Genomic DNA, 14,203 nt, shown 5'->3' on the forward strand with positions numbered 1-14,203 from the left:
AACAGCCCTGGCGCGGCCGGGTCGTCCCGGCGGGCATGCGTCGTTAGCGGTGCTGCTTAACCCGGCGGACCACCGAGTGTGAAGTACTTGCGCACCGGCTCCCTGACGTCCCAGGTGCCGGAGAAACCGGCGGGGGAGACGAAGGCGTCCCCCGCCCGGTAGGTCTTGGCGAGCCCATCCCCGTCCGTGACCACCACCACCCCTTCGAGGATGTGCACGAACTCGTTCTGGGCGAAGTCGATGTGCCATTTGCCCGGCTGGCAGGTCCAGGTTCCGGCCGAGAAGAGACCGTCGTCGCTCTGGTAGGCGACGCTCACCGTCTGGGCGGGATCGCCCGAGACGATCCGGCCCGGGTCCGGCCGGTAGGGCTTGCAGGGGCGGGGCGACCCGGCGAAATCCACGGTCCGGACGCCGCTCCCCATGCCGGTCACGAGCGTCCCCATCGACCGCGCGCCGATTCCGCCGAACAGGGCGAACAACGGACCGCCGAACGTATGAAGCAGTCGCGCAATCTCCACCGAACCATCTCCCCCGCAACCGCATCCGCGGCCGGCCGAATCTCGACCACCCTTGCGAATACCAATAATGACTGCAGGAGAGAAGCATGAGTGTGTTGAGAATCTGCTTCGAGTAAGGGTTAACGGCAAGCGAGGTTCGCATCGGCATGCCAATGCTTCACCTCGCCCGGGCCTTTGACGTGTCGCCGGTTTGACAATGCAAAACCAGCGACCGCTTTTGTTGAGCCTGCCTAGAAAAGATGGCTGTAGCGCTCGATCTCCCAAGCACTGACCGTGAGGTGATACTCCTCCCACTCGGCGCGCTTGTAGCGGATGAACTCGTCGCGCAGCGCCTTGCCCAGGGTCTTCTCCACCAGCGGGTCGGCAGCGAAGGCGTCCACAGCCTCGGCGAGGGTCTGGGGCAGGAACTCGATGCCGCGCTCGGCGCGCTGGGCGTCGGTGAGGTCGTAGAGGTTGTCCTCGTTGGGGGCACCCGGATCGATGCGCTCGCGGATGCCTTCGAGGCCGGCCGCGAGGACCAGGGCGGCGGCGAGGTAGGGGTTCACCGCACCGTCGGCGTTGCGGCTTTCGCAGCGTCCGCCGCCGGCCGGCACCCGCACCGAATTGGTGCGGTTGTTCGAGCCGTAGGAGTTGAATACCGGCGCCCAGGAGAAGCCGGCCATGGAGCCCTGGCGCACGAGGCGCTTGTAGCTGTTCACGGTCGGCGCGAAGGCGGCGCAGAGCGCCCGCCCGTGCTTCAGCACGCCGCCGATGAAGTGGTAGCCGGTCTCGGTGAGGCCGAGGCCGCGCGGATCGTCTTTCGGGTCGCAGGCGAAGGCGTTCTTGCCCGTCTCCTTATCGGAGAGGGACATGTTGAAATGCGCGCCATTGCCGGTGCGATCTGCAAAGGGTTTGGGCATCATCGTGGCGATGAGGCCTTCTTCCTTGGCATAATGCTTGGCCATCATGCGGAAGAAGGTGAGCCGGTCGCACATGGTCAGGGCGTCGGCATAGTTGAAGTCGAACTCGAACTGGCCGCAGGCATCCTCGTGGTCGAAGGAATACAGGTCCCATCCGAGATCGTTGATCGTGGTGGCGACCTTGTCGAGCCAGGTGAAATTGTCGACGAAGCCGCGCACGTCGTAGCAGGGCTTCACCAGCTTATCTTCGGGGATCGGCGTGTGCAGCGAGCCGTCTGCCTCCTGCTTAAGCAGGAAGATCTCGCATTCGATGCCGAGGTTGAAGCCGAAGCCCATGGCCTCGGCATCCTTCAGCACGGTCTTGAGGGCAACGCGGGTGGAGAGCGGGTAGGGCTGGCCCTGGAACGTCAGGTCGGCTGGGCACCAGGCCAGTTTCGATTCCCAGGGCAGCTGGATCAGCTGCGAGAAGTCCGGCACCGAGGCGAGCTCATCCTCGTTCGGGGCCTGGCCGAGCCCGTCGAGGGCATAGCCGGTATAGCGCTCGGACCCCGCCGCCATCTGCGGCAGGTGGTCGACGGGTACCACCTTGGCCTTTTGCGCACCGTGGATGTCGACATAGGCGCCGATGACGTATTTCACGCCCTTGGCGCGCAGGTCGTCCTGCAGCTTGGCGATGGCGGGATCGATTTCGGTGGCATGCGCCATCGGGTGGCTCCTTGGTTTTAAGCGGAAACGGAGAAGGAATGGGGGAGGGGCGGGGTCTCGGAGAGGCCGCGCAGGACGAGCGCGGACAAGTCCTCGACCATCCAGTCGAACAGGCGTTTCCCGTCTTCCAGGCTCGCCTGCGAGGGGCGTCCGGTGACGCCGTTCAGGCTGGTGCGGTTGACCGGATGGGAGAAGACGAGCCCCTCCGTCCGGTCGGGATCGTCCGCATCGGCGATGCGGTCCGGGCGCACGAGATCGGGCGCCGTCGCCATCATCAGCGCGGTCTCGGCGGCGTTGGCGTGCCAGTCGTCGGCATCGGCGAAATGCGCGGCGCGGACGCGCTCGCTCACCGTGGCGGAGTTCACCAGGGCGACCATGAGGTCGTCATGGGCGGCGCGCAGCATCTCCAGGGCGCAGCGCAGGGGCGCGGCGTTGGTGACGTGGGCGTTGACGATGAACAGCCGGCGGACGCCCGACTGGTAGGCCGAGGTGCCGATCTGGGCCACGAGCCGCGTCATCATCACGGGATCGAGGGTAATCGTACCGGGCCAGCGCCGGCTATGCCCGAGGGAACAGCCATAGGGCAGGGTGGGCAGCACCGGCACGCGGGTCCGCGCCGAGACCGCATGGGTCAGAGCCTCGGTCAGGACGAAATCCATGCCAGTGCCGAGATGCAGCCCGTGCTGCTCGGTGGCTCCCACGGGCAGGATGGCGGCGTGCGAAACGGCGGCGAGGTCGCCGGGGATCTCGTCCCAGGTGCGGTTCGCCCAGAGGAGGGGGGAGGGTGCGGTCATGGCTGGGATGCCCGTAGGTCGACGAAGCGGTCGCGCCCCCCTCTCCCCGCCGGGCGGGGAGAGGCCCGCAGGCACCCCGTCGTGCCTGCGGGTAGCGCAGGCGAAGCCGAAGCGAGGGTGAGGGGGTCTCGGCGGATGAGGCTCATCCGGAACCGCCCCCTCACCGTCGGCTGCCGCCTCGCTTCCTGCCCCGGCAAGGGAGCAGGAAGCCCTCTCCCCGCGAGCGGGGAGAGGGGGATGCGCTCGGCCGCATTTGCGGCGGCAGCGAGGTCGAGGTGAGACGACCCCTTCTCCCTTCTGCGGGAGAAGGTGGTCCGCGAAGCGGGTCGGATGAGGGGTGCGCCATCTCCGGAAAGGTCGCCCCCTCTCCCGGTCGCTCCGCGACCACCCTCCCCCGTAAAGGGGGGAGGGCTGTGCCTGAGCGACCCGGATGCGTGAACGTCGGCATTCCGGAGATCGCCATGAGGCAAGCCGGAGCCGGTCGTGTAAGACATGGAGATCATTCCACCTCGTCCCCGGCCGAGGTCATGCGCGTCACCACATCCGGCGCCACGGAATCCTCGGCCTCGTCCTTCGGCGGGTGGATCAGCGCATCGAGGCGGGCGCGGGTGGCGCGGAATTCAGGGGTGAGCGCCTGGTTGTAGCTGCGCGGGCGCGGCACCGGCACCTCGATGAGTTCGGCGACCTCGCCCGGATGGGCGCTGAGCACCAGGATGCGGTCGGCCAGATGCACCGCCTCGTCGAGATCGTGGGTGATGAAGACGATGGTGATGTCGATCTTCTTCCAGATCTCGATGAGATAGGCCTGCATCCGGGCGCGCGACTGGGTGTCGAGGGCCGAGAACGGCTCGTCCATGAGCAGGATGCGCGGCCGCGTGGCCAGCGCCCGGGCGATGGCCACGCGCTGCTTCATGCCGCCGGAGAGCTGGTGGGGATAGCTGTCGGCGAAGGCCTCGAGCCCGATCAGCGCCAGCCATTGCCGGGCCTCGCGCTCCGCTTCCCGACGCGGCGTGCCGTTCTCCTCCAGGCCGAAGGCGACGTTGCGCAGGACGCTGAGCCAGGGAAACAGGGTGTAGCCCTGGAACACCATGCCCCGGTCGGCCCCCGGCCCCGAGACCGGCACGCCCTCGACGCTGACCACGCCCGAGGTCGAAGCCTCGAGCCCGGCGAGGATGCGCACGAAGGTGGACTTGCCGCAGCCCGACGGGCCGACGACGCAGAGGAACTCGCGCCGGTGGGTGACGAGGTCGATTTCCTTCAGGGCCACCGTGGTACCGCCATCCGCCCTGCGGAAGGTCTTCGTCAGCTTCTCGACCCGGAGGGCGACCTCGCGGCTCTTCAGTTTCTCGAACCGGGCGCGGACCGGCTCGCACTGGGTGCAGTAATCGCAGGCCTCGATCGGCAGGGTGACGGGCGAGACGACGGGAGAGACCGAGTTCACGCTTCGCTCCTGTCGTAGGGGAACAGCCGGCGGCCGAGCCAGGCGAGGGCGAGATCCGTGATCGAGCCAACGAGGCCGATGATGAGGATCGCGGCGTAGACGTTGTCGAAATGCTGGTAGCGGGCCTGCTGCGTGATGAAGAAGGTGATGCCCGACGAGGTGCCGATGAGCTCGGCGACGATGAGGTAGGTCCAGGCCCAGCCGAGCAGGATGCGCTGGTCGCGGTAGAGCTGCGGCAGCATCGCCGGCACGATCACCCGGCGGATGAGGCGGAGATTGCGCGCGCCGAGGGTGAGTGCCGCCTCGATCAGCAACGGGTCGATCCGCCGGGTGGTGTTGGCGATGACCAGCACCTGCTGGAAGAAGGTGCCGATGACGATGATCGCGATCTTCGGCCCGTCATAGATGCCGAGGATCGCCACCATCAGCGCGCCGAAGGCGGGTGCCGGCATGTAGCGCACGAACTCGATGACCGGCTCGGTGAGGCGCGCCAGGGTCGGCTGGGCGCCGCAGAGGATTCCCAGCGGCACGCCGATCAGCGAGGACAGCAGGAAGCCGAAGGCGATGATCTGGATCGAGTGCCACAGGCTCAACGGCAGGCGGATGGCGTCGCGCTGGGTCGGCTGGGCCGTCAGCGAGGTCCAGAACGCTTCCGCCACCTCGTGCGGGGCGGGGAGATAGACCGGGTTGGCGGGCCTGCCCGCCGGCTCGGCGGTGCCGGCGGCCTTGGCGGAGGCGACCTCCTCGGCGAAGGCGGACTTCGGCACGCGCATCCCCGGCTCCATCCAGGCGATGTCGCCGGGCTCGGTCACCTCCACCAGGGGATGCCACAGGAACGGCACGTAGGAGACCGCTGCCCAGGCGAGGAGCGGGATCAGGAACGACAGGATTGCGAGACTCGTCCGGCGGCGCGGTGAGAGCGGCCGGGCGACACCGACCCAGGAGCGGCGGCGGGGGATGGGAGACGAGGCGCGGACCCCTCCTCCCCCTTGCGGGGAGGAGTTGGAGGTGGGGGAGGTCGGGTGAACCACCGCGGCCGAGGCTGGCGGCGTCACTCCCACCCCTGTCCCCTCCCCGCAAGGGGGAGGGGAAGTGCGCTCCACGCCCTGGCGCATCCCGGCGCTCATTTGCCGTCGGTCAGCGCGGGGTCGATGTAGCTCTTCACGTCCTGGGCGGTCTTGTAGACCTCGTACTTGACGTTGAAGGCGTCGGCGTAGCGGCTTGAGCCGTAGAGGGAGCCGAACCCGTCGGCATCCTTCATCACCTTGGCGCCCTCGGCCAGGGTGAGGAGCTTGGTGCCCTTGAGGAAGCGGGTGAAGGTGGGCGCGTCGATGCCGACCTTGGCCGCCATGATCGCCACCGCGTCGGGTTGCGTCTTCGGGTCCTGGATATAGGCGACGACCTTGTCCCAGACGCCGACGAACTTGATCCACTCGGCGCGCCGGCCCGACAGGCTCGCGGGCGAGACCGCGACCACGTCGTAGATCAGGCCCGGCTCGTCGGCGGAGGTGTAGAGCGGCTTGGCGCCGGCCGCGCCCTTCATCGCCTGGCCGGCGACGGGCTGCCAGGCGCCGATGGCCGAGACGTCGCCCGATGCCAGGACCTGCGGGGTCTCGTTGGTCTTGGCGTTGACCAGGGTGACGTCGGTCTCCTTGAGGCCGAGCTTGGTCAGGCCGTTGATGAGGAGGAGATGTTCCACGAGGCCGACTTCGAGGCCGACCTTCTTGCCCTTGAGGTCGGCCAGCGCCTTCACGCCGGGCTTGCCGACGATCATGTCGTTGCCGTTGGAGTAATCCGTGAGCATGATCATGACGTTCTTGGCGCCGTTGCCGCCCATCACCAGGGCATCGCCGTTGGTGCAGGTGACGGCGTCGAGCTTGCCGGCGGAGAACGCGTCCATGGAGGCCGAGTAGTCGAACCACTCGAACTTCGCGTCGACCCCGGCCTCCTTCAGCCAGCCCTTCTCGATGGCGACCTGCCAGGCCACCCAGCCGGGCCAATCGCTGTAGCCGATGCGCAGGGGCTCGGCGGCATGCGCCACGGGGATGGAGGCGGAGGCCGTGAGGAGGCCGAGAGCGAGGGCGCAGCCCGTGATGGCCTTGCGTCCGGCGGTCAGGATCGTGGAAAGGTGCATCTGCATTCTCCGAACCGCGTAGTACGATCGCTGGAAATCGTAATACCGATTGCTTTTCACCCATACAAGAGACGTGCCAGGTTCGGCCCGGCATTGAGGAGAGGCCCGATGGCCGGTGGCGACGAGACCGAGATGGGGGCCGATGACGGGGCGGTCCCGGAGGAGGGCGGGGGCGGGCGGCGCAAGCCGGTGAGCCGGATCAGCCTGTCGCTGTCCGAGGATCTGCTCTGCGAACTCGACACCATGGTGGGGGAACGGGGCTTCGCCAGCCGCTCCCAGGCGGTGGCGACGATCCTCCACCGCTCGCTCGTGGAGCACCGGCACAAGGTCGGCGACCGGGTGATGGTGGGCACGATCACGCTGTTCTACGATCATCTCGCGCCTGGCGTGCAGCAGCGTCTGGCCGACCTGCAGCGGCGCTACATCGCCGAGGTGATCTCCTCGCTCCACGTCCACCTGATGAACAACCAAACCCTCGAAGTGGTCCTGGTCCAGGGTCCGGCGGCCACGCTGCAGACCATCGCCGACACGATGATCACCGAGCGCGGCGTCATCTCCGGGCGTCTGGAACTCGCCGCGGCGCTGATCCCGCCGATCCATCCGTTCCAGGGGGAGGGAGGCGGCTGAGGTTTCCAGCAGCCTCGTGCGAACTGGAGGGCTCCTTCGAGGCCTTCGCTTCGCTGCGGCACCTCAGGATGAGGAGTCTGGTGGGACGAGAATGGGTTGACGGAGCCGAGATTCGTCTTCTCCTACCCGACCACCTCATCCTGAGGTGCCGCGAAGCGGCCTCGAAGGAGGCCTCCAGAACTCGGAGCGCGAAGTGGACCTCTCCTTCGAGGCCCGGATTCAGGCCGTTTCGGCCTCCGGCTCGCCCGCCGCCTCCGGCATGGCCTCGCCGTCGGGGATCACGTCCACCTCGACCTTGAGCTTCTGCGGGCCGGAGGAGGAGACGATGCCGTCGATGGGCGAGACGTCGGTGTAGTCGCGGCCCCGCGCCACCACGATGTGGTCGTCGCAGGCGCCGATGTTGTTGGTGGGATCGAGGCCGATCCAGCCATCCCCGCACCAGACCGAGACCCAGGCATGGCTGGCGTCCGCCCCCCTCAGTCGCGGCCGGCCGGCGGGCGGGATGGTGCGGATGTAGCCGCTCACATAGGCGGCGGGCAGGCCGAGGCCGCGCAGGCCGGCGATCATGATATGCGCGAAATCCTGGCACACTCCCGCCTTGAGGGCGAAGGCCTCGGCCAGTGGCGTGTGGACGTTGGTCGCCTTCGCGTCGAATTTGAAGTCGGTGCGGATGCGCCGCATCAGGTCGACGGCTCCGCCATAGGCGCTCCGGCCGGGGGTGAAGCTCGCCCGGGCATAGTCGGTCACGTCCGGGTCGAGGGGAACCCTGACGCTCGGGAACACGAAATGCACCGGGGCGTCGGGCGCCATGGATCGGCCGGAGATCGCCGTGTCGCGCACATTCTCCCAGGGCATGCCGGATTCCGGCTCCGGCAGCGGCGGGCGCTTCACCTCCACCCGCGAGAGGGCTTCCACCCGCAACTCGCTATGCGGGGTGTCGATCAGGAAGGTGACCACGTCGAGGCCGAAATAGTCGCGCCGCACGGTGCGGGTCCGCGGCGTCGGCGAGATCGTCAGCTCGCTCGACAGGACGCTCTGCCCCTCCCCGTCGCGCGGCTGCAGCCTGAGGGCGCAGCGGGCGTAGCGGACGGGCTTGCCGTAGCGGTAGGTGGTGACGTGGCGCAGCGTATAGATCACGCGAGCCCCACCAGCTTTTCCGGCCGCATGGCATGCGGTCCGTTGGGGAAGTAGCGGGTGACGATCGCGTCGGCGAGGCCCTCGAAGGTGTTCTCGAGGCGGGACAGGGCCGCCCCGTCGAGCTCCGACGCCTCGGCCGTGGTGAATTCAGCGGCGAGCTTCTGGGCGAGGCGCCGGTGCGACTCGGGCAGGCCGTCGACGCGGAGCGCCGGCAGGTCGGCGAGATGCCGGCAGATCGCCTCGATCTGGAAGGCGACGGAGCGCGGGTTGAAGGGATCGAGGAGCACCATGTCGCGCACCGGGTCGATGGCCACGCCCTGCATGTAGCGCGCGCCGAAGGAGACGTGCGAATCGCAGAGGGACAGCATGACGCCGAGATCCTCGGCCGTCGCCTCGTCCCCCGCGAAACGGGCGGCGAAGGAGCAGGTGTTGATCGCCCGCTCGATCCGGCGGCCGAGATCGACGAAGTGCCAGCCCGCCGTGCGGTTCATGTTCTCCTGCGCCAGCCCCGCGAGGGCGGCGATATGGCCGAGCGCCCGCTCCGCCAGCCCGAGAAGCTCGGCCTCGGCCAGCTCCTTGGCCTCGTCGAGGTCGAGGAGGTCCCTCAGGTCGGCCAGCGCGCGCCAGGCCTCGCTCGACAGCCGCTCGCGCAGAGAGGCCGCGTTGTGGCGCGCCGACAGGCTGTGCGACAGGGCCGAACCGTAGGTCGCCCGCCCGCTCAGGGCTTCCTGTGCGAGTTTCGCCGTCGGCAGGTCGGGCGCTTCGATGGCGCCCCATTCGTCCAGCAGGGCGCGGATGCGCAGGGCGGTGGGGGCGCTCTCGGTGCCGGCCATGTCGGCGATCACTGCGTTCCCGACGCTGCCGAGATGGGCGATGACGAGGCGGATCACCGCCTCCGCCCGCTCCACGTAGCGGCCGAACCAGAACAGGTTGTCGGCCGCCCTGGACGGCAGGTGACCGGCGATGCGGCGCACGCGCGGGGCGCCCGGATGCATCAGCGAGACGGGCTCCACCGGCCCGTCCGAGAGCACCCACACATCCGCCGACTTGATCCCGGCCCGCATCTCGATCGGGTTCACGTCGGGCCGCTCGGAGATGCGGCAGAAGCCGCCGGGCATCACCCGCCAGCCGTCCGGCGTCGCCGCCGCGAAGACGCGCAGCACGAAGGGGCGGGGCACGAGGCGCATCCCGTCGGGGCCGGGCTCCCAGCCCGGCATGGTGGAGAGGGGCGCGTGCTCCTGCGCCACGTAGTCGAACGGACGGTCGCGCAGGGCGGCCACCACGCGCTCGCGCTCGGCGACGATGGCGTGCGGCCCGAGGATGGCGTCGCGCCCCATGCCCTTGGTCGGGGTCGCCACCGGCCGCAGGTCCAGGTGTTCGAGGTTTCCGCGGACATGGGCGAGGGATTCGGGATCGCCGCACCACCAGCTCTTCGGCCCCTGGAGGCTGAGGTCGGTGCCGAGGAAATAGCGCGCGATACGCGGCAGGTAGGCGCCGAGCGCGCCCGATTCCAAGATGCCGGAACCCGGCATGTTGCCGACGACGACGCTGTCGTTGCGCAGGGCCTCCAGCACCCCCGACACGCCGAGGCGCGAGGCCGGGTTGAGTTCGAGCGGGTCGAGATAGTCGGAATCGATGCGCCGCCACAGGGCATCGATGCGCTTGAGGCCGGAAACGGTGCGCACATGCAGCACCCCATCCTGCATCACGAGGTCGTCGCCCTCCACCAGCAGCAGGCCGAGGTAGCGCGCCAGCGCCGCCTGCTCCACATAGGTCGAGCTCAAAGGGCCTGAGGTGAGCAGGCCGATGCGCGGGTCGCTGCGCTGCGCGCCCATGACCAGCCCGTCGCGAAACGCCTGGAAGAACGGGGCGAGGCGTTCCACCTGGAGGTCGGCGTAGAGGTCCGGGAAGGCGCGGGTCAGCACCATCCGGTTCTCCAGGGCGTAGCCGGGGCCGGAGGGCGCCTGGGTCCTGTCGGCGAGCACGCGCCAGCGCCCGTCAGGCCCCCGGCCGATATCGGCGGCGTAGAGCTTGAGCCAGCGCCCGCCCGGCGGCGTCACCCCCGAGAGCGGGCGCAGGAATTCCGGGGCTCCCGCCACCAGGGCCGCCGGCAGCACCCCGTCCGCCACCATCCGGCCGGGGCCGTAGATGTCGGAAACGATGGATTCCATCAGCCCCGCCCGCTGGACGATGCCGGCGCTGAGGGCGCGCCATTCGGCCCCCTCGATCACCAGGGGCAGGGAACTCAGCGGCCAGGCATGCTCGCGCTGGTCGCCATAGATCCGATACGAGATGCCGGTATCGCGGATGTGCCGCTCGGCCGAGGCGAAGCGGGCGGTGATCTCGGCTCCGCTGAGGGCGCCGAGGCGGTCGAGCAGACGTGGCCAGGCGCCTTTGCAAGGCCCTTCGCAAGGCCCGTCCGGCCCCGCGAACTCGTCCGGGATTCCGGGCCGAGGTCGGTAGTCCGAGGTCCAGCGCACGACATGCGACGCCGTTCCTCCGGCTGGCGCCTCGGCCACTTGGGTCATCTGGGTGCTGGCGTTCTGAGATCGAGGGTGAGCGGAAATTCGCGGCTGATCTCCTCGACCGGCATCTCGACCTTGCCGGGGGTGTGGCCGTGGGCCTGGAAGCGCGCGAGACGGCGCCCTTCGGCCTCGTAGGTGTTCACCGGGAAGGTCTCGTAGTTGCGCCCGCCGGGATGGCTGACATGGTAGCGGCAGCCGCCGAGTGAGCGTCCGCTCCACGCATCGAGGATATCGATGGTGAGGGGCGAATGCGCGGGGATCGTCGGATGCATCGAGGAGGCCGGCTGCCACGCCTTGAAGCGCAGGCCCGCCACCGCTTCGCCCACCGTGCCGGTGCCGGTCATCGGAAGGCGCCGGCCATTGCAGCTGATGACGTGGCGGCCGGGCACGAAGCCCTCGACCTTGACCTGCAGACGCTCCACCGAGCTGTCCACGTACCGCACCGTTCCACCGATCGCCCCCTCTTCGCCCAGCACGTGCCAGGGCTCCAATGCCTGCCGCAGTTCCAGCTTGACGCCGCCCTGCTCCACCGTCCCGAAGACCGGGAAGCGGAACTCGTACTGCGCCTGGAACGCCGCCGGGTCGAAGTCGTAACCGGCTTGGCGGAGGTCTTCCAGCACGCCGAGGAAGTCCGTCCAGAGGAAGTGGGGCAGCATGAAGCGATCGTGCAGGCCCGTGCCCCAACGGACACAGCCGCCTTCCTGGGGTTCGCGCCAAGCCCAGGCGACGATGGCCCGCAGCAGGAGTTGCTGGGCCAGACTCATGCGCGGGTCCGGCGGCATCTCGAAGGAGCGGAACTCCAAGAGGCCGAGGCGGCCGGTGGGGCCGTCCGGCGAGTAGAGCTTGTCGATGCAGATCTCGGAGCGGTGGGTGTTGCCGGTGACGTCCACGAGGATGTTGCGGAAGATCCGGTCCACCAGCCAGCGCGGGATGTTGGGCTCGTCGGGTTTGGGCACCTGCGCCATGGCGATCTCGAGCTCGTAGAGCCCGTCGTGCCGGGCCTCGTCCATGCGCGGCGCCTGGCTCGTCGGGCCGATATAGAGGCCGGCGAACAGGTAGGAGAGCGAGGGGTGGCGCTGCCAGTAGAGCACGAGGCTCTTCAGCAGGTCCGGCCGGCGCAGGAACGGCGAATCGTTGGGCGTCGCGCCGCCCAGCACCACGTGGTTGCCGCCGCCGGTGCCGGTATGGCGGCCGTCGGTCATGAACTTCTGCGCGCCCAGGCGGATCTGGCGGGCATCCTCGTAGAGCTCGCTCGTGATGGTCACGGCCTCGCGCCAGGAGGTGGCGGGATGCACGTTGACCTCGATGACGCCGGGATCGGGCGTGACCTTGATGACGTTCAGGCGCGGATCGAACGGCGGCTCGTAGCCCTCGATATGCAGGGGCTGCTTCAGCTCGGCGGCGACGGCCTCGAGATGGCCGATGAGTTCGAGATACTCGTCCACCCGCTGCAGCGGCGGCATGAACACCCGCAGCACCCCGTCCCGCGGCTCGACGGCGAGCGCCGTACGCACGGCGACGCCGGTGACGCCCGATCCGTTCTCGGTCTTCGTGCCGGGATGACCCTCGGGGAGGGCGCCCCGCTCCTCAAGCGGATCCTGGGGCTGGTAGTAGGGGTAGTGCTCCGGCGGAACGAAGGGCAGCGAGCTCAGGGGGAGGCGATACCCCACCGGTGAATCGCCCGGCGTCAGGAAGGCGTGGGTGCGGCGGAACTGCCAGGGTTCCGAGATCCAGCGGCGGTCGTCGGGATCGTCCTTGCCGAGCGGCAGGCTCGCCAGGGGGAGGGCATAACCGGCGGCCTCGCCGAGGCCGCGGTCGAACACCCGCGCGATGCGGGCATTGGTCTCCGGGTTCGGGAACTTGGCGTCCGAGGTGGTGACGTTGATCGGCAACTCCTCCCGCTTCTCCTCCCAGTAGATCGGGTCTTCGAAGGCGGGGAACACATAGGTTTCGAGGCCGAGACGCTTGGCGACGCCGTCGATCAGCGCCTTCGCCTTGCTGGAGGTGGCATCACGCGGGCCGTCCTCCTTGGCGACGAGGTCCGGATTGCTCCAGATCGGCTTGCCGTCCCGGCGCCAGTACAGGGCGAAGGCCCAGCGCGGCAGGCTCTCGCCCGGATACCATTTGCCCTGGCCGTAATGCAGCATGCCGCCCGGTCCGAAGCGGGTGCGCAGGCGCCGGATCAGCTTGTCGGCGAGGCCGCGCTTGGTCGGCCCCACGGCGGCGGCGTTCCACTCGGCCGATTCGAAATCGTCGATGGAGACGAAGGTCGGCTCGCCGCCCATGGTCAGGCGCACGTCCTGCTCGGCGAGATCGACGTCGATCCGCTCGCCCAGCGCATCCATCTTGGCCCAGACCTCGTCCGAGAACGGCTTGGTGATGCGCGGCGCCTCGTCCACGCGGGTCACCGTCATCTCGAAGCCGAACTCCACTTCGGCGGGTTCGGCAAGGCCCGAGATCGGCGCGGCCGACTGGTAGTGCGGGGTGGCGGCCAGCGGGATGTGACCCTCGCCGCAGAGGAGACCGGAGGTGGCGTCGAGGCCGATCCAGCCGGCGCCCGGCAGGTAGACCTCGGCCCAGGCGTGCAGGTCGGTGAAATCGGTGGAGGTGCCGGCCGGGCCGTCCACCGCCGTCGTGTCGGGAATGAGCTGGATCAGGTAGCCGGAGACGAAGCGCGCGGCGAGACCGATGCGGCGCAGCACCTGGACGAGAAGCCAGGCGGAATCGCGGCACGAGCCGCTCTTCAGGGTCAGCGTCTCGGCCGGCGTCTGGACGCCCGGCTCCATGCGCACGCCGTAGGTGATCTCGGAGGCGATCATGGCGTTGAGGGCCACGAGGAAGAGCACGGTGTTGGGCTGTTCGGGCAGCCGCTCGAGCAGCGCGTCGATCTCCGGTCCCGTGGCGTCGTCGGTGACGAGATAGGGCTTCAGCTCCGCCGTGAGGTCGCTTTCGTAGGCGAAGGGGCGGGTCTGGGCGTAATCCTCCACGAAGAAGTCGAACGGGTTGATCACCGCCATCTCGGCGATCAGATCGACCTCGATCTTCAGCTCGGTGGTCCGCTCGGGGAAGACCAGCCGGGCGAGCCAGTTCCCGTTCGGGTCCTGCTGCCAGTTGATGAAGTGGTTCTCCGGCAGGATCTTCAGGGAATAGGCCGGCACGAGCGAGCGCGTATGCGGCGCCGGGCGCAGGCGGATCACCTGTGGTCCGAGCTGGATCGGCCGATCGTACTTGTAGTGGGTGACGTGGTGGAGGGCGGCTTTGATGGACACGGGGACTCCCGCTGGTTCAGACGTGGTGCCGGGCGCGCGATAAACGCGCGGCGGCGGCGGGAAGCCGGGGCGCATCGCCGACGCGCGCCCCGGCTGTCATCGGCGTTTCGAGGCCGAATGACCATAGGACGGGAACAGCGCCGACGGCAGTCGA

Annotated in this window: 10 protein-coding genes; 1 reads left to right on the forward strand and 9 read right to left on the reverse strand. The window is 68.9% G+C overall.

Features of this window, described 5'->3' with window-relative positions:
- Window positions 1-56: 56 nt before the first annotated feature.
- The 6 genes from ASF26_RS09820 to ASF26_RS09845 all read right to left on the reverse strand — a co-directional run bounded on the left by ASF26_RS09820 (window position 57) and on the right by ASF26_RS09845 (window position 6,497).
- On the reverse strand, window positions 57-518 hold the full coding sequence (locus ASF26_RS09820) for a cupin domain-containing protein (protein ID WP_244475882.1): 462 nt from the start codon (window positions 516-518) through the stop codon (window positions 57-59).
- Window positions 519-748: 230 nt separating this feature from the next.
- Window positions 749-2,122 carry a type III glutamate--ammonia ligase gene (gene glnT, locus ASF26_RS09825; RefSeq protein ID WP_056252792.1) on the reverse strand — a complete coding sequence of 458 codons (1,374 nt, stop codon included), beginning with the start codon at window positions 2,120-2,122 and terminating at the stop codon, window positions 749-751.
- A 17-nt stretch (window positions 2,123-2,139) separates the two neighbouring features.
- Complete coding sequence (locus ASF26_RS09830; protein WP_056252795.1) at window positions 2,140-2,916, reverse strand: creatininase family protein; 777 nt, start codon at window positions 2,914-2,916, stop codon at window positions 2,140-2,142.
- 499 nt (window positions 2,917-3,415) lie between these two features.
- Complete coding sequence (locus tag ASF26_RS09835) at window positions 3,416-4,357, reverse strand: ABC transporter ATP-binding protein (protein ID WP_056252799.1); 942 nt, start codon at window positions 4,355-4,357, stop codon at window positions 3,416-3,418.
- The gene (locus ASF26_RS09840; RefSeq protein ID WP_200925899.1) at window positions 4,354-5,484 is read right to left on the reverse strand and encodes an ABC transporter permease; all 1,131 of its coding nucleotides are present in this window, start codon (window positions 5,482-5,484) and stop codon (window positions 4,354-4,356) included. The genes ASF26_RS09835 and ASF26_RS09840 overlap by 4 nt, the downstream gene beginning before the upstream one ends.
- Window positions 5,481-6,497, reverse strand: coding sequence for an ABC transporter substrate-binding protein (locus ASF26_RS09845; protein ID WP_082477576.1), 1,017 nt, complete (start codon window positions 6,495-6,497; stop codon window positions 5,481-5,483). Before ASF26_RS09845 ends, ASF26_RS09840 begins: the two co-directional genes overlap by 4 nt.
- Before the next feature lie 102 nt (window positions 6,498-6,599).
- On the opposite strand from ASF26_RS09845, the gene nikR reads away from it, so the two are divergent.
- Window positions 6,600-7,118: a nickel-responsive transcriptional regulator NikR gene (gene nikR / locus ASF26_RS09850; protein ID WP_200925900.1), complete on the forward strand. Its 519-nt coding sequence runs from the start codon at window positions 6,600-6,602 to the stop codon at window positions 7,116-7,118.
- A gap of 219 nt (window positions 7,119-7,337) precedes the next feature.
- On the opposite strand, the gene ASF26_RS09855 is transcribed toward nikR, so the two are convergent.
- The 3 genes from ASF26_RS09855 to ASF26_RS09865 are packed head-to-tail and all read right to left on the reverse strand — an operon-like array spanning window position 7,338 to window position 14,049.
- Window positions 7,338-8,255, reverse strand: a complete 918-nt coding sequence (locus ASF26_RS09855; RefSeq protein WP_056252802.1) for a transglutaminase family protein — start codon at window positions 8,253-8,255, stop codon at window positions 7,338-7,340.
- The gene (locus ASF26_RS09860) at window positions 8,252-10,783 is read right to left on the reverse strand and encodes a circularly permuted type 2 ATP-grasp protein (protein WP_056252805.1); all 2,532 of its coding nucleotides are present in this window, start codon (window positions 10,781-10,783) and stop codon (window positions 8,252-8,254) included. The genes ASF26_RS09855 and ASF26_RS09860 overlap by 4 nt, the downstream gene beginning before the upstream one ends.
- Entirely contained in the window at window positions 10,780-14,049 is a 3,270-nt protein-coding gene (locus ASF26_RS09865; protein ID WP_156462933.1) for a transglutaminase family protein, read from the reverse strand. The genes ASF26_RS09860 and ASF26_RS09865 overlap by 4 nt, the downstream gene beginning before the upstream one ends.
- Window positions 14,050-14,203: the final 154 nt, after the last annotated feature.

The organism is Methylobacterium sp. Leaf93 (genome assembly GCF_001422345.1).
In the GTDB taxonomy this organism is placed as follows: Bacteria; Pseudomonadota; Alphaproteobacteria; order Rhizobiales; family Beijerinckiaceae; genus Methylobacterium; species Methylobacterium bullatum.